26 protein-coding genes are annotated in these 26,418 nt (G+C 73.6%); 20 read left to right on the top strand and 6 right to left on the bottom strand.

The features are described from left to right. Positions 1 to 142: 142 nt before the first annotated feature. From pdxH to GA0070623_RS15675, 7 genes are all read left to right on the top strand, one after another. Positions 143 to 832, top strand: coding sequence for a pyridoxamine 5'-phosphate oxidase (gene pdxH / locus GA0070623_RS15705; protein ID WP_067312529.1), 690 nt, complete (start codon positions 143 to 145; stop codon positions 830 to 832). Beyond that, positions 829 to 2,124 (top strand): MFS transporter, encoded by a 1,296-nt coding sequence (locus GA0070623_RS15700; protein WP_067312531.1) that lies wholly within the window; start codon positions 829 to 831, stop codon positions 2,122 to 2,124. Before pdxH ends, GA0070623_RS15700 begins: the two co-directional genes overlap by 4 nt. 66 nt (positions 2,125 to 2,190) lie before the next feature. After that, on the top strand, positions 2,191 to 3,120 hold the full coding sequence (locus GA0070623_RS15695) for an aldose 1-epimerase family protein (RefSeq protein ID WP_067312533.1): 930 nt from the start codon (positions 2,191 to 2,193) through the stop codon (positions 3,118 to 3,120). A 2-nt stretch (positions 3,121 to 3,122) separates the two neighbouring features. After that, positions 3,123 to 3,725, top strand: a complete 603-nt coding sequence (locus GA0070623_RS15690) for a nitroreductase family protein (RefSeq protein ID WP_067312536.1) — start codon at positions 3,123 to 3,125, stop codon at positions 3,723 to 3,725. A gap of 179 nt (positions 3,726 to 3,904) precedes the next feature. Beyond that, the gene (locus GA0070623_RS15685) at positions 3,905 to 4,219 is read left to right on the top strand and encodes a type II toxin-antitoxin system VapB family antitoxin (protein ID WP_067312538.1); all 315 of its coding nucleotides are present in this window, start codon (positions 3,905 to 3,907) and stop codon (positions 4,217 to 4,219) included. Between the two features lie 21 nt (positions 4,220 to 4,240). After that, positions 4,241 to 5,404 (top strand): acyl-CoA dehydrogenase family protein, encoded by a 1,164-nt coding sequence (locus GA0070623_RS15680; protein WP_067312540.1) that lies wholly within the window; start codon positions 4,241 to 4,243, stop codon positions 5,402 to 5,404. 100 nt (positions 5,405 to 5,504) lie between these two features. Then, on the top strand, positions 5,505 to 6,272 hold the full coding sequence (locus GA0070623_RS15675; RefSeq protein ID WP_067312542.1) for a DUF4230 domain-containing protein: 768 nt from the start codon (positions 5,505 to 5,507) through the stop codon (positions 6,270 to 6,272). 492 nt (positions 6,273 to 6,764) lie between these two features. Here GA0070623_RS15675 and GA0070623_RS15670 read toward each other — a convergent pair whose 3' ends face one another. Then, positions 6,765 to 6,971, bottom strand: a complete 207-nt coding sequence (locus tag GA0070623_RS15670; RefSeq protein WP_089004079.1) for a PspC domain-containing protein — start codon at positions 6,969 to 6,971, stop codon at positions 6,765 to 6,767. Between the two features lie 873 nt (positions 6,972 to 7,844). On the opposite strand from GA0070623_RS15670, the gene GA0070623_RS15665 reads away from it, so the two are divergent. The 10 genes from GA0070623_RS15665 (at position 7,845) to GA0070623_RS15620 (ending at position 20,801) form a co-directional block, all read left to right on the top strand. Then, a complete protein-coding gene (locus tag GA0070623_RS15665; RefSeq protein ID WP_067315701.1) occupies positions 7,845 to 9,215 on the top strand; it encodes an L-serine ammonia-lyase in 1,371 nt (456 codons plus the stop codon). Between the two features lie 59 nt (positions 9,216 to 9,274). After that, a complete protein-coding gene (locus GA0070623_RS15660) occupies positions 9,275 to 10,102 on the top strand; it encodes an ABC transporter permease (protein WP_067315698.1) in 828 nt (275 codons plus the stop codon). Further along, on the top strand, positions 10,103 to 10,846 hold the full coding sequence (locus GA0070623_RS15655) for an ABC transporter ATP-binding protein (RefSeq protein WP_067315695.1): 744 nt from the start codon (positions 10,103 to 10,105) through the stop codon (positions 10,844 to 10,846). It begins immediately after the preceding gene. Further along, on the top strand, positions 10,843 to 12,948 hold the full coding sequence (locus GA0070623_RS15650; RefSeq protein ID WP_172898406.1) for a DUF5941 domain-containing protein: 2,106 nt from the start codon (positions 10,843 to 10,845) through the stop codon (positions 12,946 to 12,948). The genes GA0070623_RS15655 and GA0070623_RS15650 overlap by 4 nt, the downstream gene beginning before the upstream one ends. A gap of 15 nt (positions 12,949 to 12,963) precedes the next feature. Beyond that, positions 12,964 to 15,138, top strand: coding sequence for a bifunctional glycosyltransferase/CDP-glycerol:glycerophosphate glycerophosphotransferase (locus tag GA0070623_RS15645; RefSeq protein WP_089004078.1), 2,175 nt, complete (start codon positions 12,964 to 12,966; stop codon positions 15,136 to 15,138). Between the two features lie 131 nt (positions 15,139 to 15,269). Further along, positions 15,270 to 16,577: an ABC transporter ATP-binding protein gene (locus GA0070623_RS15640; RefSeq protein ID WP_067311273.1), complete on the top strand. Its 1,308-nt coding sequence runs from the start codon at positions 15,270 to 15,272 to the stop codon at positions 16,575 to 16,577. Between the two features lie 149 nt (positions 16,578 to 16,726). After that, the gene (locus GA0070623_RS15635; protein WP_067311276.1) at positions 16,727 to 17,029 is read left to right on the top strand and encodes a hypothetical protein; all 303 of its coding nucleotides are present in this window, start codon (positions 16,727 to 16,729) and stop codon (positions 17,027 to 17,029) included. Between the two features lie 136 nt (positions 17,030 to 17,165). Further along, positions 17,166 to 17,633, top strand: coding sequence for a DUF4442 domain-containing protein (locus GA0070623_RS15630; protein ID WP_067311279.1), 468 nt, complete (start codon positions 17,166 to 17,168; stop codon positions 17,631 to 17,633). A 49-nt stretch (positions 17,634 to 17,682) separates the two neighbouring features. After that, positions 17,683 to 18,432: a beta-phosphoglucomutase family hydrolase gene (locus GA0070623_RS15625; protein WP_067311281.1), complete on the top strand. Its 750-nt coding sequence runs from the start codon at positions 17,683 to 17,685 to the stop codon at positions 18,430 to 18,432. Beyond that, positions 18,429 to 20,801, top strand: a complete 2,373-nt coding sequence (locus GA0070623_RS15620) for a glycoside hydrolase family 65 protein (protein WP_067311284.1) — start codon at positions 18,429 to 18,431, stop codon at positions 20,799 to 20,801. Before GA0070623_RS15625 ends, GA0070623_RS15620 begins: the two co-directional genes overlap by 4 nt. 139 nt (positions 20,802 to 20,940) lie before the next feature. Here the strand turns inward: GA0070623_RS15620 and GA0070623_RS15615 are convergent, their stop codons facing one another. From GA0070623_RS15615 to GA0070623_RS15605, 3 genes are all read right to left on the bottom strand, one after another. Then, complete coding sequence (locus GA0070623_RS15615; RefSeq protein ID WP_067311287.1) at positions 20,941 to 21,120, bottom strand: hypothetical protein; 180 nt, start codon at positions 21,118 to 21,120, stop codon at positions 20,941 to 20,943. Positions 21,121 to 21,208: 88 nt separating this feature from the next. Next, on the bottom strand, positions 21,209 to 21,556 hold the full coding sequence (locus GA0070623_RS15610; RefSeq protein WP_067311291.1) for a thioredoxin family protein: 348 nt from the start codon (positions 21,554 to 21,556) through the stop codon (positions 21,209 to 21,211). Further along, positions 21,526 to 21,918, bottom strand: a complete 393-nt coding sequence (locus GA0070623_RS15605) for a MerR family transcriptional regulator (protein ID WP_067311295.1) — start codon at positions 21,916 to 21,918, stop codon at positions 21,526 to 21,528. Before GA0070623_RS15605 ends, GA0070623_RS15610 begins: the two co-directional genes overlap by 31 nt. Positions 21,919 to 22,042: 124 nt before the next feature. Between GA0070623_RS15605 and GA0070623_RS15600 the strand changes: the two genes are divergently transcribed. After that, complete coding sequence (locus GA0070623_RS15600) at positions 22,043 to 22,699, top strand: dienelactone hydrolase family protein (protein ID WP_067311298.1); 657 nt, start codon at positions 22,043 to 22,045, stop codon at positions 22,697 to 22,699. A 96-nt stretch (positions 22,700 to 22,795) separates the two neighbouring features. Here GA0070623_RS15600 and GA0070623_RS15595 read toward each other — a convergent pair whose 3' ends face one another. Beyond that, a complete protein-coding gene (locus GA0070623_RS15595) occupies positions 22,796 to 23,962 on the bottom strand; it encodes an AI-2E family transporter (RefSeq protein WP_067311300.1) in 1,167 nt (388 codons plus the stop codon). Between the two features lie 290 nt (positions 23,963 to 24,252). Between GA0070623_RS15595 and GA0070623_RS15590 the strand changes: the two genes are divergently transcribed. Together GA0070623_RS15590 and GA0070623_RS15585 are read left to right on the top strand one after the other, a co-directional pair. Continuing rightward, on the top strand, positions 24,253 to 25,461 hold the full coding sequence (locus tag GA0070623_RS15590) for a cytochrome P450 (RefSeq protein ID WP_067311303.1): 1,209 nt from the start codon (positions 24,253 to 24,255) through the stop codon (positions 25,459 to 25,461). A 19-nt stretch (positions 25,462 to 25,480) separates the two neighbouring features. Continuing rightward, on the top strand, positions 25,481 to 25,711 hold the full coding sequence (locus GA0070623_RS15585; protein WP_067311307.1) for a ferredoxin: 231 nt from the start codon (positions 25,481 to 25,483) through the stop codon (positions 25,709 to 25,711). Positions 25,712 to 25,761: 50 nt separating this feature from the next. On the opposite strand, the gene GA0070623_RS15580 is transcribed toward GA0070623_RS15585, so the two are convergent. After that, positions 25,762 to 26,388 carry a hemerythrin domain-containing protein gene (locus tag GA0070623_RS15580; protein ID WP_067311310.1) on the bottom strand — a complete coding sequence of 209 codons (627 nt, stop codon included), beginning with the start codon at positions 26,386 to 26,388 and terminating at the stop codon, positions 25,762 to 25,764. Positions 26,389 to 26,418 lie beyond the last annotated feature (30 nt).

The following is a 26,418-nucleotide window of genomic DNA, read 5'->3' as shown; positions in this document are numbered from 1 at the left end:
TCAGGGATGTGTTCGTGCCATCTTGCCTGGTGAGTAACCAGGCGCGCGACCCGCTGCCACTGTGCCGCACGCGACATCCCCGCCGCTGGACGCCGGGGCACCTGGCGTGAGACTGATCGGTGGGCTGACCAGCGTCGACAGGATGCGGCACGCCCGGCGAGGGGAGAATGACGTGACGGGCGACACACCCGCCCTGGCGGGCATGCGCAACGAGTACGCCGCCGACCGGGGCCTCACCGAGCGGGGACTGGCCGCCGACTGGCCCACCCAGTTCGGCCACTGGCTGGCCGACGCGGTCGCGGCCGGGCTGCCCGAGCCGAACGCGATGGTCCTCGGCACCGCCGACGCCGCCGGTCGGCCCAGCGGCCGGACCGTGCTGCTCAAGGAGTACGACCCGGCGGGCTTCGTCTTCTACACCAACCACGGCTCGCGCAAGGGCACCGAGCTGGCCGCCAACCCGTGGGCCAGCCTGGTCTTCCCCTGGTTCCCGATGCAGCGGCAGGTGGTGGTGACCGGCCGGGTCGCGCCCGTCGACCGGGCCGAGACCGAGGCGTACTTCGCCACCCGGCCGCGCGGCTCCCAGCTCGGCGCCTGGGCGAGCACCCAGTCCGAGGTGGTGCCGGACCGGGCCGCGCTGGAGGAGGCGTACCGGGTGGCGGTGGAGCGCTTCCCGGACGGCACGCCGGTCCCCGCGCCCCCGCACTGGGGCGGGTTCCGGGTCCGGCCGGAGTCGGTGGAGTTCTGGCAGGGGCGGGCCGGTCGGCTGCACGACCGGCTGCGGTTCCGTCGGGTCGGCGGGGACGACTGGGTGGTCGAGCGGCTGGCACCGTGACCGCCGTCCAGCAGGCCCGACCGGGTGGCGTCCGCCGCTGGGCCATCGACCTGCGCCCGCTGCGGATCCCCGCGTACCGCCGGATGTGGCTCGGCAACACGGTGGCGATGTTCGGGTTCCAGTTCACCGCGGTCGCCGTGCCGGTGGAGATGTACGCGCTGACCCGGAACTCCTTCTGGGTGGGCCTGCTCGGGGTGGCCGGCTTCCTGCCGCTGCTGGTCTTCGGCCTGTGGGGCGGGGCGGTCGCCGACGCCCGGGACCGGCGGCGGGTGCTGCTGGTCGGCTCGGCGCTGCTGTGGGTGTCGGTGCTCGGCCTGCTCGGGCACGCGCTGTCCGGCCTGGGCAGCCCGGTGCTGCTGCTGGCGCTGGTGACCGTGCACTCGATCGCGTTCGCCATCAGCTCGCCGGCCCGGTCGGCGATCCTGCCCCGGCTGCTCCCGCCCGAGCTGGTCCCGGCCGGCAGCACCCTGAACTACACCACCTTCACCGCCGCGGCGGTGGCCGGCCCGCTCGCCGCCGGCCTGGTCTTCGCCGCCTTCGGCACCGGTGCCGGGCTGCCGGTCGCGTACGCCGCCGACGCGCTGCTGTTCACCGCGCTGGTGGTGGCGACGCTGCGGCTGCCGGCGATGCCGCCGGCCCCACCCGCCGAGGGCGAGGCCCGGCGGGGCGGCCTGGCCGGCATCCTCGACGGATTCCGTTACCTCGCCGCCACCCCGGTGCTGCTCTCCTCGTTCGCCATCGACCTGATCGCGATGATCCTGGCCATGCCCCGGGCGCTCTTCCCCGAGGTGGCGCAGGAGCGGTTCGGCGGCGGCGCGGTGGTGGGCTGGCTCTACAGCGCGATCGCGATCGGCGCGATGCTGGGCGGCCTGACCTCCGGGTGGATCGGCCGGCTGCGCCGGCAGGGGCTCGCCCTGGTGGTGGCCGTGGTGGGCTGGGGGCTGGCCATCGCGGCGGCCGGACTGGCCCGCCAGCTCTGGCTGGTGGTGCTCCTGCTCGCGGTGGCCGGCGCGGCGGATCTGGTCAGCGCGGTGCTGCGGCAGTCGATGCTGCTGGTCTACGCGCCGGACCGGATGCGCGGCCGGCTCCAGGGGGTGAACACGGTGGTGGTGGCCGGTGGCCCGCGCCTCGGCGACCTGCGGGCGGGGGCGGTGGCGGCCGGGTTCGGCCCCGGTGTCGCCTGGGTCGGTGGCGGGTTGCTCGCGGCGGCGTTGGCGGTGCTGCTGGTGGTGAGCTTCCCGGCCCTGCTGCGCTACCGGGCCGGCACCGCGCCTCCGGAGCAGCGCCGCTGATCACCGCCCGGTGGGACGGTGCGCCGGGTCCGGCGGGCCGAGCAGGGCACCGACTAAGGTCACGGCATGGACAACACCGCACGGCGCCCCGCCTCGGGGACACAGTGGACCATCGCCGCCGACGGCCACGAGGCCGTCATCGTCGAGGTCGGCGGTGGGGTACGCACGTTCCGGCGGAACGGGGTGGACTACCTCGACGGCTACGCCGAGGACGAGATCAGTCCCGGTAGCGCCGGGCACGTGCTGGCCCCCTGGCCGAACCGGATCCGGGACGGGAAGTACACCTTCGGCGGCCGGTCGTTGCAGCTCGACCTGACCGAGCCGGCCCGCGGGGTCGCCTTGCACGGCCTGGTCAACTGGGTGCGCTGGGAGCTGGTCGAGGAGTCGGCCGACGCGGTGACCCTCGGCTACGACCTGCCGCCGACCCCCGGCTACCCGTGGCCGTTGCGGCTGCGCAGCCGGTGGAGCGTGGGGGCGGACGGGCTGCGTGCCGAGCACGAGGTGACCAACACCGGGGTCGAGACCGCGCCGTTCGGGTTCTCCGTGCACCCGTACCTGCGGCTGGCCGGGGTCGCGGTGGACGACCTCACGATGCGGCTGCCGGCCCGCAGCCGGCTCCAGGTCGACGCCCGGCTGCTGCCGATCGGGGCGACCCCGGTGGCCGGCACCGAGTACGACTGGACCACCCCCCGCCCGATCGGCCAGGCGCAGCTCGACCTCTGCTTCGGCGACGTGATCCGGGACGACGACGGCGGCTCGTCGGTGACCCTGGCCGCCCCCGACGACGCGGATGGCGTGCGGCTCTGGGCGGACCGCGAGTTCGGCTGGTGGCAGGTCTTCACCGGCGACGCGCTCACCGGGGAACGGCACCGCCGGTCGGTGGCGGTGGAGCCGATGACCTGCCCGCCGGACGCCTTCCGGTCCGGCCGGGACGTGATCGAGCTGGGCGCGGGGCAGACCTGGCGGGGCAGCTGGGGCATCCGGCCCGGGGCCTGAGCATGGAGTTCGCCGAGGTGGTCCGGCGACGCCGGATGGTGCGCAACTACGACCCGGACCGGCCGGTGCCGCCGGAGGTGGTGGACCGGCTGCTCGACCACGCGGTCCGGGCGCCGTCGGCCGGCTTCGCCCAGGGCTGGGGTTTCCTGGTGCTGGAGGAGCCGGCGGACCGGGAGCGGTTCTGGACGGCGGCGACCCCGGACGGCGGTGGCCGCCGACGGTGGCTGGCGGGGATGCGCCGGGCCCCGCTGATCGTGGTGCCGCACGCCAACCGGGCGGCCTACCTGGAGCGGTACGCCGAGCCGGACAAGGGCTGGACGGACCGCTCCGAGGACCGCTGGCCGGTGCCGTACTGGTACGTCGACACGGGTTTCGCCGCGCTGCTGATGCTGCTGACCGCCGTGGACGAGGGGCTGGGGGCGTGTTTCTTCGGCATCCCGCCCGACCGGTTGCCGGCGTACCGGGAGGCGTTCGGGGTGCCGGCGGAATACCATCCGATCGGCGCGTTGACGGTGGGTTACCGGGCGGTGGACCACCGGTCACCGTCGCTGCGGCGGGGGCGTCGACCGGTGGACGAGGTGGTGCGCCGCGGTCGGTGGAGTTGATGCTGGTTCGTACCCTGCGCGGTGGATGACGGGGCGACCGAAACCGACAACGGGGAGCAAAACGCGGTGTGGCAGGGGCGGATAGGCTGGCACCGTCATCGGTGCCGCACAGTGCGGTATCCCGGCGTGACCCGGCACCACGCCGAGGGTCGGCCTGGCCACGGGGAGGGGAGCGTGCCGTGATCTTCAGAGCGGTCCGGGACGGGCGTCCCTACCCGGAACACCACCTGACTCTCAAGCAGTGGGCGGAGATCCCACCGCGTCCGCTGCGGCTGGACCAGCTCATCACCACCAAGCGCGAGCTGGCGCTGGACAAGCTCCTCGCCGAGGACTCCACCTTCTACGGCGACCTGTTCCCGCACGTGGTGGAGTGGGGCGGCGGTCTCTACCTGGAGGACGGCCTACACCGGGCGCTGCGGGCGGCGTTACAGCAGCGCAACCAGATCCACGCCCGGGTGCTGGTCTACAACGGGCAGCCCGAGACGTCCGCCTGAGCAGTCGTTAGGGTGGCGGCCATGGGTGCTGCGCTGGACCTGCTGGACGTCGACGCCTCGCTGAGCGAGGAGGAGCGGCAGATCCGGGCCGTGGTCCGCCGGCTCGTCGACGACCGGGTCCGCCCGCACGTCGCCGGCTGGTACGAGGACGGCCGGGTTCCGGCGCGCGAGCTGGCCCGCGAGTTCGGCCGGCTCGGGCTGCTCGGCATGCACCTGACCGGGTACGGCTGCGCCGGCGCCTCGGCCGTGGCGTACGGGCTGGCCTGCCTGGAGCTGGAGGCCGGCGACTCCGGCGTCCGGTCCCTGGTGTCGGTGCAGGGTTCACTGGCCATGTACGCCGTCTGGCGCTTCGGCAGCGAGGAGCAGAAGCGGCGCTGGCTGCCCGCGATGGCGGCCGGCGAGGCGATCGGCTGCTTCGGGTTGACCGAGCCGGACCACGGCTCCGACCCGGCCTCGATGGTGACCCGGGCCCGCCGGGACGGCGACGACTGGATCCTCGACGGCGCGAAGATGTGGATCACCAACGCGCCGGTCGCCGACGTCGGGGTGGTCTGGGCGCGTACCGACGAGGGGGTGCGGGGTTTCCTGGTGCCGATGGACGCCCCCGGGGTGACGGTCGGCGAGATCCGCCGCAAGATGTCGCTGCGGGCCTCGGTGACCGGCGAGATCGTCCTCGACGGGGTCCGGCTGCCGGCGGACGCCCGGTTGCCGGAGGCGGTCGGGCTCCGGGCGCCGCTGAGCTGCCTGACCGAGGCCCGGCAGGGCATCGTCTGGGGCGCGCTCGGCGCGGCCCGCGACTGCCTGGAGACCGCCCTGGCGTACGCCACCACCCGGACCCAGTTCGGCCGCCCGCTGGCCGGGTTCCAGCTCACCCAGGCCAAACTCGCCGACATGGCGGTGGAGTGGAACAAGGGACTGCTGCTCGCGCTGCACCTGGGCCGGCTGGCCGACGCGGGCACGCTGCGACCGGAGCAGGTCAGCGTGGGCAAGCTGAACAACGTCCGGGAGGCGCTGGCCATCGCCCGGCAGTGCCGGACGATCCTCGGCGCGAACGGGATCTCCGGCGAGTACCCGGTGATGCGGCACGCCAACAACCTGGAGAGCGTGCTCACCTACGAGGGCACCTCCGAGATCCACCAGCTGGTCGTCGGGCAGCGGCTCACCGGGTTGTCCGCGTTCGGCTGAGACCGGCCGTCACCCGTTCGGGGCGCTCGCCGCGCGGGCGTCGCACGGTGGCCGTACCGTCATCGACAGAGGCACGTGTCTGACGAGGACGGTGAGGGCGATGGCCCACGACGGTGAGACCCCGCAGAGTGAGTTCCCCGGCTACCCGACCGCCGACACACTGCGTACCCGGTCGGCTGACCCGGCCGACCCGGCGACCCCACCGGCCGACCCGCCCCGCACCGGCGGCGGCCCGGCCCGGGGCCTGCTCTGGGTGCTCGGCGCGGCGGCGCTGGTCGTGGTGGTGCTGCTCGGCACCCAGGTGACCGGGATCTTCCCGGACTTCCGTAACCCGTTCGCCAAGGAGCAGACCGACCGCAGTCAGCCGCCGCTGCTCAAGTCGATCCAGGATCTCAGCCGTTACGTCGCGGCGGAGGGCAACTTCCAGGTCGTGGTGGACCTTCAGAACGACCGCAACAACGTGCCGGAGTTCCTGCTCAACCAGCGGACCCTCTTCGTCGGAGCGGGCAGCGTCGAGGCGTACGTCGACTTCGGCAAGATCGCCGAGGGGGCGGTGGTACCGTCCGCCGACGGCAAGTCCGTCGAGGTCAAGCTGCCCGCGCCGCAGCTCGGCCAGACCAACCTCGACCTGGACAAGAGCTACGTCTTCGCCGAGGAGCGCGGCCTGTTCAACCGGATCGGCGACCTGGTCAAGGGCGACCCCAACCGGCAGCAGCAGGTCTACCGGATGGCCGAGGAGCGGATCACCGCGGCGGCCCGGGACAGCGGGCTGGCCCAGCGCGCCGAGGAGAACACCCGCAAGATGCTGGAGGGCCTGCTCCGCTCGCTCGGCTACGAGAAGGTCACCATCACCTACACCGCCCCCTGACCCGCAGCGCCCCCACCGTCCGCGCCCCGGCCAACCCGCAGCCCCTCACCGCAAGCGCACAGCACCACGCCCAACGGCGTCCCGGCTGCTCCCGGCGTCCCGGCTGCTCCCGGCGTCCCGGCTGCTCCCGGCGTCCCGGCTGCTCCCGGCGTCCCGGCTGCTCCCGGCGTCCCGGCTGCTCCCGGTGATCAAGAGGTTTGTGTCATTCTTGATCTTCAAGTTGACGTAAACCTCTTGATCACCGCGTGTAACCCCACCTGCACGCTGTCGACGGGTGATTGATCGGGTGGGGGCTTGTGGATGTCGATGGGGTTGGTGTCAGGGGGTGGGAACGCCAGGATGCCGCCTCCCTGGGACGGGAGGCGGCATCCACGGTGACCGGGCGACGCCCGGCGCGGCGGCAGCGATGCGATCTTCGTCGGGCGGCGCGGCGGCAGCGATGCGCCTCGTCGGGCGGCGGCGTTGCGGTCTTCGCCGATTGGCCCGGTGCGGTCAGTAGGTGGTGGTGGCGTAGCGGTCCTCGTTGGGCATCAGGATCCACAGCACCAGGTAGACGACCACCTGCGTGCCGGGCAGCAGCAGGGAGAGCAGGAACAGCAGCCGGACCAGGGTGGCTGAGGTGTTGAACCGGCGGGCCAGGCCGGCACAGACACCGGCGAGCATGCGCCCCTCGCGGGGTCGGACCAGTTTGCGACTCATCGTCTAACTCCACTCTGCGGCGATCCGCCGCGCTGCATTCCACGGTAGGAAGGGGTGGCCACCTTGCCCTCCGTCCCGAGAGTGATCCGGTGACCCCGTACCCGTAGGTGGTTACCCGAGTCAGCCCCGGCTGATGCCCCGGGCGCTGCCCGCGCTGCCTGGCCGTTGCCCGCGGTTGCCCGCGCTGCCCGCTGCTGCCCGGGCTGCCTGGCCGTTGCCCGGGCTGCCTGGCCGTTGCCCGGGCTGCCTGGCCGTTGCCCGGGCTGCCTGGCCGTTGCCCGGGCTGCCTGGCCGTTGCCCGGGCTGCCTGGCCGTTGCCCGGGCTGCCTGGCCGTTGCCCGGGCTGCCTGGCCGTTGCCCGGGCTGCCTGGCCGTTGCCCGGGCTGCCTGGCCGTTGCCCGGGCTGCCTGGCCGTTGCCCGGGCTGCCTGGCCGTTGCCCGGGCTGCCTGGCCGTTGCCCGGGCTGCCTGGCCGTTGCCCGCGCTGCCTGGCCGTTGCCCGCGCTGCCTGGCCGTTGCCCGCGCCTGGCGTGGCCCTGCCCACAGCCCGCGCCGCCTACCCCGGCCGTTCGGGCACCAAGATCACGCTCGATCCTGGTTGTAGTGGCCTCGCCGCGCAGGGATGCCACTACAACCAGGATCGAGCACGATCTTGGTGCGGGGTGCGGGGTGCGGGGTGCGGGGTGCGGGGTGCGGGGTGCGGGGTGCGGGGACGGGAAGGAGTGGGGTGGGGTGGGGTGGGGTGGGCGGGTAGGCTCGCCGGTCGACACCGCCCCCACCCCCGGGCGGAATCAGCAGGTCACCGGCGGACCCGGGCGGCCACGGACCCGGCCCGGACCCGGCACCACCGGGGCGACGGCGAGGAAGCGCAGCGATGATCAGTGTCTTCGACCTCTTCAGTGTCGGCATCGGCCCGTCCAGTTCGCACACGGTGGGGCCGATGCGCGCCGGGCGCACCTTCGTCGCCGGGCTGAAGGCCGACGGGCTGCTGCACACCGTCACCCGGGTCCGGGCCGAGCTGTTCGGCTCGCTGGGCGCGACCGGCCACGGCCACGGCAGCGACCGGGCGGTGCTGCTCGGGCTGGCCGGCGAGAGCCCGGAGACGGTGGACACCGACAGCGTCGGTCCCCGGGTCGCCGGGATCCGCACCCGGGGCCGGCTCGCCCTGCTCGGCGCCCAGGAGATCGACTTCGCGCCGGACCGGGACCTGGTGCTGCACCGCCGCCGGTCGCTGCCGTACCACCCGAACGGGATGACCTTCGTGGCCTGGGACGCGGCCGGGGCCGAGGTCCGCAGCCGGACGTACTACTCGGTCGGTGGCGGGTTCGTGGTGGACGAGGCGGCGGCCGGGGCGGACCGGATCACGCCGGACACCACGACCGTGCGGCACCCCTTCTCGACCGGGGCCGAGCTGCTGGACGTCACCACCGGCACCGGGCTGTCGATCAGCGCGGTGATGCTCGCCAACGAGTTGTCCTGGCGCAGCGAGGCGGACGTCCGGGCCGGGCTGCTGGACATCTGGCGGGTGATGCGGGAGTGCGTGGCGCGCGGCGGCGAGCGGGCCGGGGTGCTGCCGGGCGGGTTGCGGGTCCGCCGCCGGGCCGCCGAGCTGCGCCGCAGCCTGGAGGCCGACGCCGGCTCGACCGACCCGCTGCGCGCGATGGACTGGGTGACCCTGTTCGCGCTCGCGGTCAACGAGGAGAACGCCGCCGGTGGCCGGGTGGTCACCGCGCCGACGAACGGCGCGGCCGGGATCATCCCGGCGGTGCTGCACTACTACACCCGGTTCGTGCCGGGGGCCTCCGACGAGGGGGTGGTCCGGTTCCTGCTGGCCGCCGGGGCGATCGGGGTGCTGTTCAAGGAGAACGCCTCGATCTCCGGGGCCGAGGTGGGCTGCCAGGGCGAGGTCGGCTCGGCCTGCTCGATGGCCGCCGCCGGGCTGGCCGAGGCGCTCGGCGGCACCCCCGGCCAGGTGGAGAACGCCGCCGAGATCGGCATGGAGCACAACCTCGGGCTCACCTGCGACCCGGTCGGGGGGCTGGTGCAGATCCCCTGCATCGAGCGCAACGCGGTGGCTAGCATCAAGGCGATCACGGCGGCCCGGCTCGCGTTGCGCGGCGACGGGGTGCACCACGTCTCGCTCGACAAGGTCATCAAGACCATGCGCGAGACCGGGGCGGACATGAAGGTCAAGTACAAGGAGACGGCACGCGGCGGCCTGGCCGTCAACGTGATCGAGTGCTGAGGGGCGTTCGTTCACCGACTGCTAACCTGTCGTCCGTTGTTGTCAGGCGGGAGGCGACGGTGACCGCAGGCGTCACGGCGTTGTGGTCGCACCGCACCTCGCTGCGCATCCTGGTCCGGCGTGACCTCGCGGTGAAGTACCAGCAGTCCGTGCTCGGTTACCTCTGGTCGCTGATCGAGCCGCTGGGGATGGGTGCGATCTACTTCTTCGTCTTCGGGGTGCTCTACTCCGGGCCGACCAACCGGCACCTCGGCGAGGCCGCCGGGTCGTACCCGCTCTTCCTGATCACCGGCATCTTCGCCTGGATGTGGACCAGTTCGGCGCTGAGCGAGGCGACCAACGCGCTGACCGGGCAGTCCCGCCTGATCACTACGATGAACCTGCCCCGGCAGGTCTTCCCGATCGGCCGGGTCACCGGCCGGTTCGCCGAGTACGTCGCCGGCCTGCCGATCCTCCTGGCCGTCGCCGCCGTCTACGCCGCGCACGGCCGGATCGACCTGGGCTGGTCGCTGCTGAGCCTGCCGCTGGCCGTCGCCGTGCAGGGCACCCTGCTGATCGGCCTGGCCCTGCTGCTGTCGGCGGTCAACGTGCTGATGCGCGACGTGGAGCGGTTCATGCGGCTGGTCATCCGGGTGCTGTTCTACGCCACCCCGATCATCTACCCGTTGAGCCTGGTCCGGGAGTCCGGCATGCCGGGCTGGGTGAAGGTGGCGTACGAGCTGAACCCGCTGGTCGGCATCTTCCAGCTCCAGCACGCCATCTGGTACCCGGACGAGTTCCCGGACGCCCGGCTGCTGACCACCACGATCGTCGGCAGCCTGCTGGTGCTGATGGTCGGCTGGTGGGCGTTCCGCCGGCTCGAACCGGCCGTGCTGAAGGAACTCTAGGTGCCGCCGATCATCGAGGCGCAGGGTCTCGGCATCCGCTTCGTCCGCAACCGGCGGCGGCAGCTGCGCCTGCGGGAGCTGTTCATCCACCGGGGCGGCCGGGCCACCACCGCCGGCCAGTTCTGGCCGCTGCGGGACGTCTCGTTCACCGTCGCGCCGGGCGACACGCTCGGCGTGATCGGGCGCAACGGCACCGGCAAGAGCACCCTGCTGCGGCTGATCGCCGGGGTGCTCATCCCCGACGAGGGGCGGATCACCGTCCGCGGTGACGTCGCGCCGCTGCTGGAACTCTCCGCCGGGTTCTCCAACGACCTGACCGGCCGGGAGAACCTCTACCTGGTCGGCGGGCTGCACGGACTCTCCACGGGCTACCTGCGGCGGCACTTCGACGACATCGTCTCGTTCGCCGGTGAGCAGGTGGAACGGGCCATCGACACGTCGGTGCGGCACTACTCGTCCGGGATGAAGGTCCGGCTCGGGTTCGCGATCATCTCGCACCTGCCGCACCCGATCCTGCTGATGGACGAGGTGACCGCGGTGGGCGACGCGGAGTTCCGCCGGAAGTGTTATTCGACGATCGACCGACTGCTCGCGGAGGGGCGCACCTTGGTGCTGGTGTCACACAACGAGAAGGACCTGACCCGGTTCTGCCGTCGGGGGCTGTATCTCGACGGCGGGCGGCTGACCGTGGACGGAACGGTCGCCGAGGCGCTCGACGCGTACCACGCCGCGGTGCCGCGGTGACCGTGGCGATCGTGCTCGCCGCCGGTGCGCCGGCCGCGGGCCTGCCCACCGGGACCGGCGCACCGCTGGCCGACCGGCTCGCCGGGCAGCTGCGCGGGGCCGGGGCGGAGCGGGTGCACACCGTCACCGGCCTGGCCGAGCTGGCCGCCCTGGTGGACACGGTCACCGGCCCGGTCCTGGTCACCGGGGCCGACCTGGTCGCGCACACGGCCGTACTGCGGCACCTGGCGACCAGCCCGGTCGGCCCGACGGTGGCCCTGGTGCTCACCGACCCGCCGGCCGCCGGCCGGACGGTGGTCCGCGAGGAGCGCGGGCAGGTGGTCGACGCCGGCCCGGAGCTGCCCGACGCGACCGGCGTCTTCGGCGGCGCGCTGCGGGTCGGCGCGGACGACCTGCCGGCGCTGGCCGCCGCGGCCCGCGCCGCGCACGCCCCGGTGGCGGCCCGGCTGTCCCCGGGCACGGTGGCCGGGGACGCGATGACGGGCGGCGCGATGACGGGCGGCGCTGCGGCGGGGGACGCGATGACGGGCGGCGCTGCGGCGGGGGACGCGGTGGCGGGGGGCGCGACCGGCGCCCCGGCGGCCGGGTCCGCCGTGGACCGGCTGTTCGCCGCGTTCACCGACCTCGGCACCCTGACCTTCGCCCACCGGGTACGGCTGCTCGTGGCGCACCGGGTCACCGACCCGGCCGGGCTGGCCGCCGCCGAGGCGGCCCTGGCCGGGGTGGACGAGGACCGGGCGGAGCTGCGGCTGTCGGTGAAGGAACGCGACGACTTCTTCACCACCTACTTCGTCAGCACCTGGTCGCCGTACGTGACCAGGGCGTGCGCCCGGCTGGGCCTGACGCCGACCGGGGTGACCATGGTCTCGGTGCTCTTCGCGGTGGTCGCGGCGGTGCTCTTCGGTGCCGGCGGGCGGCCCGCCCTGGTGGCCGGCGGGGTCCTGCTCTACCTGGGGTTCGTGCTCGACTGTGTGGACGGGCAGCTGGCCCGCTACACCCGGCACTTCAGCGCCTGGGGCGGCTGGCTGGACACGATGGCCGACCGGGCGAAGGAGTACCTGGTCTATGCGGGGCTGGGCTACGGCGCGACGCACGCCGGGTTCCGGTACGGCTGGGCGTTGGCCATCGCCGCAATGACGTTGCAGACCGTCCGGCACATGACCGACGCCTGGTACGGGGTGCTGCACGACGAGGCGGCCCGGCGTCCCCGCCCGGTCACCCCGGCCGCCGGGGGGATCGGCGGGAAGCTGAACGCCGCGTCGACCCGGGTGCAGGCGGACACCGGCTCGGTGTCGTACTGGTTGAAGCGGACGGTGGTCTTCCCGATCGGCGAGCGGTGGGCGCTGATCGCGGTCACCGCCGCGCTGTTCGGGCCGCTGGTCAGCCTGGTCTCGGTGCTGGTGTGGGGGGTGCTGGCGTTCGGGTACACGGGCGCGTTGCGGACCCTGCGGGCGCGTTGGATGTGGGTGCCGGTGCTGGACACCGTGGATGCCACCCTGCACCGCGACGACGGGCCGGTGGCGGCCCGGCTGCCGGTGGTCCGCCCGATGGGTCCGTTGACCCTGGCGGTGCTCGGGGCGCTCGGCCCGGCGGTGCTGCTGGTGGTGGGGCTGCTGCGGGTGGCCGGCGACGGGGACCCGGGCGGTCTGCGCTGGTGGCTGCCGGTGGCGCTGCTGGTGCTGCTGGTGGCCGGGCTGGGCGCGGGCGCGGCGCACAACGGACCGCTGGACTGGCTGGTGCCGGCGGCGCTGCGGGCCGGGGAGTACCTCTTCGCCGCGGTGGTCGGGGTGGTCGGCGGGGTGCCGGCCTGGCTGGTCTTCGGGTACGTCTTCGTGCTGACCGTGCACCACTACGACCTGACCGCCCGGTTGGAGAAGCGGCAGGCGGCCCCGCCGCTGCACCGGTGGACGCTGGGCTGGGAGGGGCGTTCGGTGCTGCTGGCGGTGGCGGCGATCGCCGGATTTGCCAGCCCTGTCATGGCTACACTCGGTGCGTACCTTCTGGTGGGTTTCGTGGCGAGTGTGGTGCTGGCCTGGGTCGTCCTGCCGGCCCGCGCGGGCCGCGCGGCGGCCGTACCCGTGCGGGGCGGTTCGCCGGGCTGAGACGGGGGCGGCCGGATGACGCTGATCAGCTTCGTCGTACCGGCCTTCCGGGTGCAGGGCTACCTGCGCGAGTGCCTGGACTCGCTGCTCGGCCAGCCGTACCGGGAGATCGAGGTGATCGGGGTCGACGACGGCTCCCCGGACGCCTGCGGCGACATCCTCGACGAGTACGCCGCCCGCGACCCCCGGGTCCGGGCGGTCCGGCTGCCGGCCAACGTGGGGCTCGGTCCGGCCCGCAACGCCGGGCTGGACCGGGCCACCGGCGAGTACGTCTGGTTCCTCGACGGCGACGACTGGCTCGCCCCCGACTGCCTGCCCGAGGTCGCCGACCGGCTCACCACCACCCGCCCGGACGTGCTGCTGGTCGACCACGTACGGGTGCACTGGGACGAACGCGCCACCCGCAGCGCCCTGTCGGACGTCTTCGGTGAACCGCCGGACGCGGCGACCTTCCGGCTGGCGGAGCGGCCGGAGACGGTGCGCCTGCTGCACACCGCCTGGAACCGGCTGGTCCGCCGGGAGTTCCTGACCGGCCTCGGGCTGCGGTTCGCCCCCGGCTGGTACGAGGACGTCGCGTTCAGCTACCCGGTGCTGCTGGCCGCCGGGCGGATCGGGGTGCTCGACCGGGTCTGCGTCAACTACCGGCAGCGCCGCTCCGGGGCGATCACCCGGACCCTCGACGACCGGCACTTCGAGGTCTTCGACCAGTGGCACCGGGTGTTCGGCTTCCTCGACGAGCGGCCGGAGCTGGCCGGGCTGCGACCGGTCGTCTTCGAGCGGATGATCTGGCACTACCTGACAGTGCTCGGCAACGGCGACCGGATCGCCCCGGCGTTACGGCCGGCGTTCTTCCGGCGGATCACCGCCGACTACCGGCGCTTCCGCCCGGCCGGGGGGTACCCGGTGCCGGACGGGCTGGAGGGGCTCAAGCACCGGCTGGTCGCCGCCGGCCGGTGGCGTACCTTCCGCGCGTTGCGGACCGCCCACCAGGCCCGGGAGCGCGCCCGAAGCGCCGACCGGCAGGCCCGGCCGGTGGTCCGGCGGACCGCCCGGCTGGCCCGGGACGCGCTGCTGCACGAGTACTACCGGGCCGAGCTGCGCCGGCCGATCGACCCGACGCTGGCCGTCTACGCCGCCTACTGGTACCGCGGGTGCGCCTGTAACCCGGCCGCGATCGCCGCCGCCGCCCGCCGGTTGGCCCCGCACGTACGGGGGGTGTGGATCGTCCGGCGGGACCGGATCGACACCCTCCCGCCCGGCACCGAGTACGTCGTCGCCGGCACCCGTGACTGCCAGCGGGTGCTGGCCCGGGCGCGGTGGCTGGTCAACAACGTCAACTTCCCGGACTTCGTCCGCAAGCGCCCCGGCCAGGTGCACGTGCAGACCCACCACGGCACCCCGGTCAAGGTGATGGGGCTGGACCAGCAGCGGTACCCGCTCGGCGCGGTCGGGACGGACTTCGCGGGCCTGCTGCGCCGGGTGGACCGCTGGGACTACAGCATCACCTCGAACGCCTTCTCCACCCAGATGTGGGACCGCGCCTACCCGGCGGACTACGTCCGGCTGGAGGTGGGCTACCCGCGCAACGACCGGCTGGTCACCGCCACCGCCGAGGAGGTGCGGGCGGTGCGGGCGCGACTCGGCGTCGACCCGGGTGACCGGGTGGTGCTCTACGCGCCGACCCACCGGGAGCACCTGCCGGGCTACCGGCCGCCGTTCGATCCGTACCGGCTGCTGGCGGCGCTCGGGCCGGCCGGGCGGCTGCTGGTGCGCAGCCACTACTTCCACGACCGGGAGGGTCGGGGCCGGCGGCGTACCGGGGGGCGGGTGCGCGACGTCAGCGACGTCGCCGCTGTCGAGGATCTCTATCTGGCGGCCGACGTGCTGGTCACCGACTACTCGTCGGCGATGTTCGACTACGCGGTGCTGGACCGGCCGATCGTGATCTACGCGCCGGACCGGGACGCCTACCGGCTGGCCCGGGGGGTCTACTTCGACGTCACTGCCGAGGCGCCGGGCGCGGTCGCGGTGACCTTCGACGAGCTGTGTGCGCTCTTCCGGTCCGGTGCGGTGACCGGGGCGGCGGCCGAGGGGGCGCGGCGGGCGTTCCGGGAGCGGTTCTGCGGCTGGGACGACGGGTACGCCGCCGAGCGGGTGGTCAGGCGGGTCTTCCTCGGGGAACATGGGTGATCCGGGCGGATCGCCGTACTGGCCCGTAATAGGGCTGTCATCAGTCGAACATGGCACGTTTACCCGATGTGCTAACCCGATGATGCTCGTCACAGTCAACCCGGGGTTCGGCCAAGCTGGGGGAGGAGACGGTGACCACCGTCGCGCTGAAGGACGTCACAAAGGTGTTCCCGGACGGGACAGTCGCCGTCGACAACGTCAGTCTCGACGTCGTCGACGGTGAGTTCATGGTGTTGCTCGGCCCGTCCGGGTGCGGGAAATCGACCGTTCTGCGGATGATCGCGGGCCTGGCGGAACCGACCACCGGGGCGGTGATGCTCGACGGCGAGGTCGCCAACGACCTGCCGCCGCGCGACCGGCGGATCGCCATGGTCTTCCAGGACTTCGCGCTCTACCCGCACATGTCGGTCGGCGACAACATCGGCTTCCCGCTGAAGCTGTCCGGGGTCGAGCCCGTGCCGCGGGGTGAGCGGGTGCAGGACGTGGCCAGCGCGCTCGGCATCGGCGACGTGCTCGCCCGTAAGCCGAGCCAGCTCTCCGGCGGCCAGCGGCAGCGGGTCGCGATGGGCCGGGCGATCGTCCGCCGGCCGGGGCTCTTCCTGATGGACGAGCCGCTGTCCAACCTGGACAGCGGCCTGCGCGCCGAGCTGCGCGCCGAGATCTCCGCGCTGACCCGCGAGCTGGGGGTCACCACCATCTACGTCACCCACGACCAGGCCGAGGCGCTGACCATGGCCGACCGGGTGGCCATCATGCGCAAGGGCGTGCTCCAGGACGTCGGCACCCCCACCCAGGTGTACGGCCGCCCGGCGACCCTGTACGTCGCCGCCTTCCTCGGCAGCCCCCGGATGAACCTGCTGGAGGCGTCGGTCTACGTCCACCTCGACCGGTACGTCACGCTCACCCTCGGTGACCAGGCGCTCTACCTGCCGTGGGACGACATCCGCAGCCGCGCCGTGGCGCACTACCACGGTGAGCGGATCGTCGTCGGGATGCGGGCCGAGGCGCTCACCCCGGTCGCCCCGGACACCCCCGGCGACGTGCTCCAGGGTCGGGTCCGCTACCTGGAGCACCACGGGCACGAGTCGCTGGCCTTCCTCGACATCGGCGCGACCGCCATCATGGTGGACGAGATGAGCGCCCCCGCCGAGGACGACGCCCCGGGTCAGCGCGGACTGCGCCGGTTCGGCCAGGTCATGTCCCGGCTCACCGGGCGGGCCGGGGAACCGGAGCAGCCCGCCCCGACGACCCCCGGCGGCAACCGGGGCAGTGTGCTCAACGACCCCGGCCGGCACCACCGACGCCCCGCCGAGCTGGCGGTACGGCTCGCGCCGTACCCGGCGATCTCGGCGGGCCACCCGATGGCGGTCGCGGTGCGGATGGACGCCCTGCACTTCTTCGACGAGCGCGGCGACCGGATCGACGTCGGTTGGCGCTGACCCGGCCGGCCCCGTTTCCGTCCAACCGGGGCCTGCCGGCCGGTTCCCACCCGTGCCGTCAAACGGCGGTCGACTATTCGGTAATCGATTGCCTACTCTGGGTGTCTGTGCGAGGTTCGAGGGAACCCCTCACACAGAACGGAGCTGTCATGCGCTTGGTCCACAAGATTCTCGCGGCCGCCGCCGTCACCGGCGCGACCGCGGTGACCCTGCTGGCCGGTGCGGCCCCCGCGTCCGCCGTCGCCAACGGGGTCGGCTACTACTCGGGTTACGGGTCGGGCTCCTCGTCCACGTTCGCCGTCTGGTCGGCGGAGAACGACGCCAAGTGGAAGGCCCAGTTGGGCGGCTTCAACCCCATCATCGACTGCCACACCATCTTCAGCTCCAGCACGAAGATCAGCGACTACTACTACACCGCCAACGTCCAGTTCCTCTGCTCCAACGCCAGCTGAACCCACCCCACACCGAGTGCGGCGGGGGCGCATCGGCCGGTCGGTCGGCCCCCGCCCCGGGTGGCTTCCCGCGCCGGCTGCCGGAGCGCGACCCGGTGGCCTTGTCCCTAAAGTTACTGAATAGTAACGTCAAGGCATGCTCATCGACTCGCGCCAGGTGGCGGCCGAGGTCCTCGGGGCCGTGCCGTTCGCCCGCACACTCGCGCTCGACATCGTCGAGGTCGCGCCCGAGGCCGAGGGCGGGGTCCGGGCGGTCGTCCGGCTGCCCGACACGCCGGCCACCCACAACCACGTCGGCGGCCCGCACGCCGGCGCCCTGTTCACCCTCGGCGAGACCGCCTCCGGCGCGGTGGTGATGGCCGCGTTCGGGCAGGTGCTCGACCGGGCCACGCCGCTCGCCGTGCGGGCCGACATCGCGTACCGGAAGGTGGCGATGGGGGAGGTGCGGGCCACCGCACGGCTCGGTCGCACCCCGGCCGAGGTGCTCGCCGAGCTGGACGCCGGGCAGCGCCCGGAGTTCCCGGTGGTGGTGGAGATCGGCACCCCCGACGGCACCGTCACCGCCACCATGACCGTCCTGTGGACGCTGCGCCCCAACCGCTGACCCGCGTGGCGGGGGTTTGCCCGGGTGGGGCGCTGGATAGATTCGTAGCGTGCTGGGCCTACCTGGTCATGTGACCGCCTGCCTCTTCGACCTCGACGGCGTGCTGACCCCGACCGCCACGGTGCACAACGCCGCCTGGAAACAGACCTTCGACGACCTGTTGCGCCGGCACGCCGAGGCCGACGGCGAGCCGTTCCGGCCGTTCGACCCCGGCCCGGACTACCGCCGCTACGTCGACGGGAGACCGCGCGCCGACGGGGTGCGCTCGTTCCTCGCCTCCCGGGGCATCACCCTGCCCGAGGGGAGCCCCGACGACCCGCCGGACGCGGAGACCGTCAACGGCGTCGGCAACCGCAAGAACGTCGTCCTGCTGGACCGGATCCGCCACGACGGCGTCGCGGCGTACCCCGGCTCGGTGGCCTACCTGGAGGCGGCCGCGCGGGCCGGGCTGCGCCGCGCGGTGGTCTCGGCCAGCGCCAACTGCCGCGACGTGGTCGCCGCCGCCGGCCTGGAACCGCTGCTGGAGGTCCGGGTCGACGGGCTGGTCGCCCGCGCCGAGGGGTTGCGCGGCAAGCCGCACCCGGACACCTTCCTCGCCGCCGCCGAGCTGCTCGGGGTGGCCCCCGCCGACGCTGCCGTCTTCGAGGACGCGCTGGCCGGGGTGGCCGCCGGCCGGGCCGGCGGCTTCGGGTACGTGATCGGTGTCGACCGGGTCGGCCAGGCCGACGAGCTGCGCGCCCACGGGGCGGACGTGGTCGTCACCGACCTCGGCGACCTGCTCACCGGGCCGGCCGCGTGATCCGGGAAAGGGCCTACCCGGTCGAGCCCTGGCACGTCCGGGAGACCCGCCTCGACATGGACGTGCTGGCCCAGTCCGAGTCGGTCTTCGCGCTCTCCAACGGTCACATCGGGCTGCGCGGCAACCTCGACGAGGGCGAGCCGCACGGCCTGCCCGGCACCTACCTCAACTCGTTCTACGAGCTGCGTCCGCTGCCGTACGCGGAGGCCGGCTTCGGTTTCCCCGAGTCGGGACAGACGATCGTCAACGTCACCAACGGCAAGCTGATCCGGCTGCTCGTCGACGACGAACCCCTCGACCTGCGGTACGGCGAGCTGCTCAGCCACGAACGGGTCCTCGACCTGCGGGCCGGCACCCTGCAGCGGGAGATGCACTGGCGCTCACCCGCCGGCCGGGAGGTGAAGGTCCGCAGCACCCGGCTGGTCTCCTTCACCCAGCGCTCGGTCGCCGCGATCCACTACGAGGTGGAGGCGGTCAGCGGCCCGCTGCGGCTGATCCTCCAGTCCGAGCTGGTCGCCAACGAGAACCTGCCCGCGCAGAGCCGGGATCCCCGGGTCGCCGCCGTGCTGGAGTCGCCGCTGCAGGCCGAGGAGGAGCTGACCACCGGCGACGGCGGCCTGCTCATCCACCGCACCAAGGTCAGCGGGCTGCGGGTGGCCGCCGGGATGGGCCACGACGTGACCGCCCCCGGCAAGACCACCATCGAGTCCGAGGGGTACGAGGACTGGGTCCGGACCACGATCGGCTGCGTGCTCCAGCCCGGCGAGACGCTGCGGGTGGTCAAGTACCTCGCCTACGGCTGGTCCAGCCGGCGCTCGCTGCCCGCACTGCGCGACCAGGTCGGCGCGGCGCTCGCCGCCGCCCGACTGACCGGCTGGGACGGGCTGCACCGGGAACAGCGCACCTACCTCGACGGGTTCTGGGACGCCGCCGACGTCCGGGTCGAGGGCGACCCGGAGGTGCAGCAGGCGGTCCGGTTCGGACTGTTCCACGTGCTCCAGGCCGGGGCGCGGGCCGAACGGCGACCGATCTCCGCCAAGGGGCTCACCGGCCCCGGCTACGACGGGCACGCCTTCTGGGACACCGAGATGTTCGTCCTGCCGGTGCTGACGTACACCCAGCCGGGCGCGGTGCGCGACGCCCTGTACTGGCGGCACGCCACCCTGGACCAGGCCCGGGAACGGGCCCGCACGTTGAACCTGGCCGGCGCGGCGTTCCCGTGGCGCACCATCGAGGGGCCGGAGTCCTCGGCGTACTGGCCGGCCGGCACCGCCGCCTTCCACATCGCCGCCGACGTCGCCGACGCGCTGCGCCGCTACGTCCTGGTCACCGGCGACGAGCAGCTCGAACGCGACATCGGCCTGGAGCTGCTGGTGGAGACGGCCCGGCTGTGGCGCTCGCTGGGCCACCACGACCGCAACGGCCGGTTCCACCTCGACGGGGTGACCGGCCCGGACGAGTACACCGCGGTCAAGAACGACAACATCTACACCAACCTGATGGCCCAGCGGAACCTGCTCGCCGCCGCCGACTGTGCGATGCGCCTGCGCGACGAGGCGCGCGACCTCGGGGTGACCGACGAGGAGGCGGCCGAGTGGCGCGACGCCGCCCAGGCCATGCACCTCCCGTACGACGAGGACCTCGACGTGCACGAGCAGGTGGAGGGCTTCACCCGGCTCCAGGAGTGGGACTTCGCCCGCACCCCGACCGAGAAGTACCCGCTGCTGCTGCACTACCCCTACTTCGACCTGTACCGCAAGCAGGTGGTCAAGCAGGCCGACCTGGTGCTGGCGATGCACTGGCGGGGGGACGCCTTCACCGACGCGCAGAAGCTGCGCAACTTCCTCTACTACGAGCGGCGTACGGTGCGGGACTCGTCCCTGTCGGCCTGCACCCAGGCGGTGCTCGCGGCCGAGGTGGGCCACCCCGAACTGGCCCACAGCTACCTGCGGGAAGCCGCGCTGATGGACCTGCACGACCTGAACGAGAACACCCGCGACGGCGTGCACATGGCGTCGCTGGCCGGGGCGTGGATCGCGTTGGTGGCCGGCTTCGGCGGGCTGCGCGACCACGACGGCGCGCTGTCGTTCGCCCCCCGGCTGTCCAGCGGGTTGAGCCGGTTGGAGTTCTCGTTGCAGTGGCGGTCGATGCGGCTGCGGGTGGACGTCCGACCGCACCAGACGACCTACTCGCTGCGCAACGGCGGCCCGGACACGGTGGTGGAGCTGCGCCACCACGGCGAGCCCGTCCGGGTCACCTCCGCCGCGCCGGTCACCGTCCCCGTGCCGCAGGCCGGTGGGCGCGGCCCCGAACCGGAGCAGCCGGCCGGCCGGTCGCCGCTGCTGCGCCTCCCGGAGCCCCGCACGTGACAGCCGGCCCCGGTCACCGGCCCGGGGTGGCCGGTCGTGGTGGGTCGGCTGCCCGCCCTGCCCGGGACGGCCGGGCACGGTGGGGAGGGCCGCTGCCGCGACGGCGACCCTCCCACCATCTGCCGGCCGTCGGCCGGCGCTAGAACTGGGGGCCGTCGGAGGGGCGGCCACCGGCGTCGCGCGGCGCGACGGCCCGCGGATCCTCCGGGGTACGGGCCTGCGCCGCCTCGTCCGCCCAGTCGGGAGCGCGTTCGGCGTCCTGTTCGGGGCGTTCCTGGGTGATGGTCCGGGTCTGCTGGCGTGCCTTCCGTTTGGCCATGGCGAACCTCGTGATCCGTGCGGGGCGCGGATGCGCCGGTGCCGACGTCACCCGCGTCTTCCCGCCCGTCGCCACCGCAAACGGAGGTTCAGCCGTCGAGGTGGCGGGCGAAGGCGAGCCGCAGGTGGTTCTTCGGCCGGGCGCCGACGATCGAGCCGACCACCGTGCCGCCGACGAAGACCAGCATGGTGGGCAGCGACATCACCCCGTAGGCGCGGGCGGTGGCGGGATTCGCGTCGGTGTCCACGGTGACCACCCTCAGCCGGTCGCCGAACTCCTCGGCCAGCTCGGCCAGGTGCCGGGAGGTGCCGACGCAGGGCGGGCACCAGTCCGCCCAGAAGTCGACCACCACCGGCCGGTCGGCGGCCAGCACCGTGGCGGCGAAGGTGGCGTCGGTGACGGCGGTCAGTGCTCCCGCTGCCGTGTCCTGAGGCATGTTTCCTCCCGTTGCGTGATGGCCTGGGTGAGCTGTTCGTGCAGGTGCCGGCGTACCGTGCCCAGCCGGTCGAGGTAGGCGTCCACCTCGGCCAGCTTGCGGCGCAGCACGGCGACCGAGTCCGGGCAGGCGTCCCCCGAGGGGTGACCGGCCCGCAGGCAGGCCACGAACGGCCGGATGTCGTCCAGGCCGAAACCGACCGCCAGCAGTGCCCGGATCTCGTGCACCACCCGCAGCTCGGCCTCGTCGTACACCCGGTAGCCGTTGGCCGAGCGGCGCGGCCGGACCAGTCCGTGCGTCTCGTAGTAGCGCAGCGTCCGGGTGCTCGTGCCGGCCCGTTCCGCCAGCTCACCGATCAGCATCCGACCTCCTCGGCGGCGTTCCCGAGGTCACGCTAGACCTTGTCGCCGGTGTCAAGGCAACGGGTGAGAGCGTCCACCGGGCGGGTAACCACGGCCGACCGCACGACCGGGAGGGGGCGGCACCATGGGGGTACGCGCCGAGGCGACGGTGTCGCTGCGGGACGCCAGGCTGCCGGCGGACGTCGACGGGCCGGACGACGCGACGGGGGTGGTGCTCTTCGCCCACGGCAGCGGCAGTTCCCGGCACAGCCCGCGCAACGTGGCGGTGGCCCGGGTGCTCCAGCGCCGCAGGCTGGTGACCGTGCTGGTGGACCTGCTCACCGCGGAGGAGGAGGCGATCGACGCCCGGACCGCCGTTCAGCGTTTCGACATCGACCTGCTGGCCGGTCGGCTCGCCGGGACCGTCGACTGGCTCACCGCCGAACCCGCGCTGGGTCGGCTGCCGGTCGGCCTGTTCGGGGCGAGCACCGGTGCCGCCGCCGCCCTGGTGACCGCCGCCGGACGCCCGCAGCGGATCGCCGCGGTGGTGTCCCGGGGCGGCCGGCCGGATCTGGCCGGTCCGGCCCTGGCCGGGGTACGCGCGCCGACGCTGCTGCTGGTGGGTGGCCGCGACGACCAGGTGATCGCGCTGAACGAGCAGGCCGCCGAGCGGCTGGCCGCCCCGCACGAACTGCGGATGGTGCCCGGTGCCGGCCACCTGTTCGAGGAGCCGGGCACCCTCGACCAGGTCGCGGACGCCGCCGCCGAGTGGTTCACCCGGCACCTCCCCGTCCCGGCCTGACCGCGCCGGGAGGGCGACGCGCGACGGGGGCGACGTGGTGGTGTCCGGGCTTTGGACACCACGACGTCGCCCCCTGGTGACGATCGTGGGGCGGGCTCAGGCCGGGGCGGCGGGCGGGTCGTCGCGGCCGTGGTGCGGCCGGTCCTCCGGCGGGGTCGACGCGGCCCGCTCGCGGTGCCGCTGAACGGTGTCGACCACCCGGTAGGCGACCGCCGCGATCGGCACCGAGACGAACGCGCCGGCGACGCCGGCGATCAGCGTGCCCGCCGTGACCACCACCAGGATCACCGCGGGGTGCAGCTGCACCTGCCGCTTCATGATCAACGGCTCCAGCAGGTTGCCCTCGACCTGCTGCACGGCGATCACCGCCGCCAGCACCAGCAGCGCGGTCGTCGGACCATTGGCGGCCAACGCCACCAGCACGGCGACCGCCCCGGCCACCGTCGCCCCGATGATCGGGACGAAGCCGCCCAGGAAGGTGATCAGCGCCAGCGGCAGCGCCAACGGCACCCCGAGCAGCACCAGCGCCAGCCCGATGCCGATCGCGTCGATGGCCGCGATGATCATCGTGCCCCGGCTGTACGAGCCCAGGGTGCGCCAGCCGACCCGGCCCGCCTCGGCGGTCACCGTACGGTTCGGACCGGTCAACCGGCGCAACACCCAGTGCCACATCGACCGGCCGTCCTTGAGCAGGAAGAACAGCAGCACCAGGGCGAGCAGGGCGGAGCCGAACACCTCGGCGGCCGTCCGCGCCCCGCCGACCGGATCGGGGGTGCCGCCGCCCAGACCGTCGCGGACCTGCCCGACCAGCTTGTCGAGTTGGGCGTCACTGACCGGCAGCGTCCCGGTGACGACGTCGCGGGAGCGTTGCAGCCCCTCGTCGAGCTGCTGGCTCAACTCACCGAACTGGGCGGCGGTCAGGTTCCACACCAGCACCCCCACCCCGACCAGTACCCCGAGAAGCAGCAGGACGGTCAGCAGCGCGGCGGGCGCGGCGGGCACCCGCAACCGACGCAGGCCCAGCAGCACCGGGTCCAGCAACGCGGTGAGGAAGAGGGTCACCGCCACCGCGATGGCCAGCGGGGCCAGCAGCACCGCGACCTTCCCCAGCAGGTAGAGCCCGACCACCACGACCACCAGGCAGGCGCTCCACACCACCGCCGTACGGACCAGCCAGGGCAGCGCCGCCCAGGCCTGCCGTGGGCTCGGGCGGGCACCCGCAGCCGTCACCTCGGGCGTCCGCCCGGCATCGTCCTCGACCACGTCGATCCTCCTCGGTGTCGGCGGGGTCGATACCCGACCCGGTCGGCCGCGACACCCGGTGACTCAACGCCGCGCCGGCGGGTCGGTTCCGTTCAGGACGGTCCCACCCGGACGGCGGGCCACACCCGCACGTCGTCAGGGACCGGCAGGGTGGTGTCGACGAGGGAGCACCCCTGGCAACTATCGACGGATCTCGCTACTATCCGCAGTCGGGGCATGACTCACCGTGGAGTTGTGCGGAGTGGGTCGGCGCGCGGCACCGCGGGCCGTCGACAAGAGGGAGCACCCCGGTGACCGAGACAACGCACGCCACGATCGCCCGGCCCTATCCGTTCAGCGATCCGCACCGGCTCGACGTCGACCCCCGCCTGGCCGAGCTGCGCCGCGACGAGCCGCTGGTCCGGGTCCAGCTCCCGTTCGGGGAGCCGGCCTGGCTGGCCACCCGGCACGCCGACGTGCGGACCGTCCTGGGTGACCTGCGGTTCAGCCGGGCCGCCGCCGTCGGGCGCGACGAACCGCGCAGCGTCCCCTACCAGCGGGAGGCCGGCATCCTCGGGATGGACCCGCCCGAGCACAGTCGACTGCGTCGGTTGGCGGCCAAGGCGTTCACCGCCCGCCGGGTCGAGGAGCTGCGTCCGCGTACCCGGGAGCTGGCCGAGGAGCTGGTCACCGGCATGCTCGCCGCCGGGTCGCCCGCCGATCTCGTCACGCACCTCGCCACCCCGCTGCCCATCCGGGTGATCTGCGACCTGCTCGGGGTGCCGGTGGCCGACCAGGACCGGTTCCACACCTGGTCGGAGGCGATCGTGTCGACCACGTCGCTGCGGCCGGAGGTGGCGCAGAGCTACCTCGACCAGCTCCTGTCGTACATGGCGGGGCTGATCGCCCAGCGGCGGGTGACGCCCACCGACGACCTGATCGGGGCGATGGTCCGGGCCCGGGACGAGAACGCCGACCGGCTCACCGAGGAGGAGATGGTGCGCCTCGCGGCGGGGCTGCTGGCCGCCGGGCACGAGACCACCGTGACCCAGATCCCCAACCTGGTCTACGTCCTGCTCACCGAGCCGGACGCCTGGCAGCGGTTGTGCGCCGACCCGGCCCTGGTGCCGTCCGCCGTGGAGGAACTGCTGCGCTTCGTCCCGCTGGGCGCCACCGCCGCGTTCGCCCGGTACGCCCTGGTGGACGTCGAACTCGGTGGGGTGCTGGTCCGGGCCGGTGAGCCGGTGCTGGTCTCCATCCCCTCGGCCAACCGGGACGAGACGGTGTTCCCCGACGCCGACCGGTTGGACCTCGGCCGGGAGACGAACCCGCACCTCGCCTTCGGGCACGGCCCGCACCACTGCATCGGCGCCCAGCTGGCCCGGATGGAACTCCAGGTGGTCCTGGAGACGCTGCTGGACCGTACGCCGGGCCTGCGGCTCGCCGTGCCCGAGTCGGCACTGACCTGGAAGACCGGTCTGTTGGTCCGGGGCCTGACGGCGTTGCCCGTCGGCTGGTAGCGGAAGGAAGGTGGGGCAGATGGGGGAGCAGGGCTGGCGGGTGCACGTGGACCCGGCCCGGTGCATCGGGGCGGGGATCTGCGCGGGCTACGCCCCGGCCCACTTCGTACTGGTGGACGGGTTGTCCCGACCACTGGCCGAGCGGATCGCCCCGGCGGACCCGGTGCTGAACGCGGCCGAGTCGTGCCCGATGGAGGCGATCGTGGTGTCCGACGCGGCGGACGACAGCCGGATCGCTCCGGAACCGTGACCGGGCGGTGGTCGCCTCCGGCGGGGTACCCGGCGGCGACCACCGCCCCCTCAGCCCCGCGGGTCGGCCAGCTCGGAGTCCTGCGGGTCGGCCAGCTCGGCCAGGGTGGTGGGGCGCCCGCTCAGCGCGTCCCTGATCCGGTCGACCAGACCGGCGCCGGGGTGCAGCAGCCGGTTCGCCGGCGGGTGGTCCGGGGTGCCGGGATGCGGGCGGGTCGGCAGGTGCCGCTTGGCCGCCTGTACCCGCTCGGCCAGCTCGACGAGTTCCTCATGGGCGACGGCGGCCCGCAGCCGGGGGAAGAGCTCCGCCTCCTCCTCGCGCACGTGGTGCCGGATGGTCTTGGTGAGATGGCTGATCAGCGGCTCGAAGCGGGCCGAGGACGGGTCCAGCGGCTCCAGTTCCTTCAGCGTCCGCTCGGCCGCGGCGTGTTCGGCGATCTCGTGTTCGGCGAGCTGGTCACCGTCGGGCAACGCCCGGCGGGCAGCCGGATAGACGTACATCTCCTCGGCGACCGCGTGCCGGACCAGCTCGGCGATCAGCACGTCGGCCAGTCGGCGGCGGTGTTCCGCGCTGCCCTGCCGGGACTCCAGCTCTACCAGGATCGTCGCTATCTCGTGGTGGTCGGCGGTCAGCACATCGACGACGTCCTGTTCCGTGCCGGCCTGTGCGTTGCTCATCTCGGTGCCCCTTACCGGTTGCGGACGGAT

Source organism: Micromonospora rifamycinica (genome assembly GCF_900090265.1).
Lineage (GTDB): Bacteria > Actinomycetota > Actinomycetes > Mycobacteriales > Micromonosporaceae > Micromonospora > Micromonospora rifamycinica.
This window is presented reverse-complemented; position numbering and strand designations above follow the sequence as displayed.

Bases quoted from the DNA above. Each gene is read 5' to 3' on its own strand.
- pdxH (WP_067312529.1), top strand. From the start codon at position 143: ATGCGGCACGCCCGGCGAGGGGAGAATGACGTGACGGGCGACACACCC.
- GA0070623_RS15695 (WP_067312533.1), top strand. From the start codon at position 2,191: ATGGACAACACCGCACGGCGCCCCGCCTCGGGGACACAGTGGACCATC.
- GA0070623_RS15690 (WP_067312536.1), top strand. From the start codon at position 3,123: ATGGAGTTCGCCGAGGTGGTCCGGCGACGCCGGATGGTGCGCAACTAC.
- GA0070623_RS15680 (WP_067312540.1), top strand. From the start codon at position 4,241: ATGGGTGCTGCGCTGGACCTGCTGGACGTCGACGCCTCGCTGAGCGAG.
- GA0070623_RS15675 (WP_067312542.1), top strand. From the start codon at position 5,505: ATGGCCCACGACGGTGAGACCCCGCAGAGTGAGTTCCCCGGCTACCCG.
- GA0070623_RS15670 (WP_089004079.1), bottom strand. From the start codon at position 6,971: ATGAGTCGCAAACTGGTCCGACCCCGCGAGGGGCGCATGCTCGCCGGT.
- GA0070623_RS15665 (WP_067315701.1), top strand. From the start codon at position 7,845: ATGATCAGTGTCTTCGACCTCTTCAGTGTCGGCATCGGCCCGTCCAGT.
- GA0070623_RS15645 (WP_089004078.1), top strand. From the start codon at position 12,964: ATGACGCTGATCAGCTTCGTCGTACCGGCCTTCCGGGTGCAGGGCTAC.
- GA0070623_RS15635 (WP_067311276.1), top strand. From the start codon at position 16,727: ATGCGCTTGGTCCACAAGATTCTCGCGGCCGCCGCCGTCACCGGCGCG.
- GA0070623_RS15630 (WP_067311279.1), top strand. From the start codon at position 17,166: ATGCTCATCGACTCGCGCCAGGTGGCGGCCGAGGTCCTCGGGGCCGTG.
- GA0070623_RS15615 (WP_067311287.1), bottom strand. From the start codon at position 21,120: ATGGCCAAACGGAAGGCACGCCAGCAGACCCGGACCATCACCCAGGAA.
- GA0070623_RS15610 (WP_067311291.1), bottom strand. From the start codon at position 21,556: ATGCCTCAGGACACGGCAGCGGGAGCACTGACCGCCGTCACCGACGCC.
- GA0070623_RS15605 (WP_067311295.1), bottom strand. From the start codon at position 21,918: ATGCTGATCGGTGAGCTGGCGGAACGGGCCGGCACGAGCACCCGGACG.
- GA0070623_RS15600 (WP_067311298.1), top strand. From the start codon at position 22,043: ATGGGGGTACGCGCCGAGGCGACGGTGTCGCTGCGGGACGCCAGGCTG.
- GA0070623_RS15585 (WP_067311307.1), top strand. From the start codon at position 25,481: ATGGGGGAGCAGGGCTGGCGGGTGCACGTGGACCCGGCCCGGTGCATC.
- GA0070623_RS15580 (WP_067311310.1), bottom strand. From the start codon at position 26,388: ATGAGCAACGCACAGGCCGGCACGGAACAGGACGTCGTCGATGTGCTG.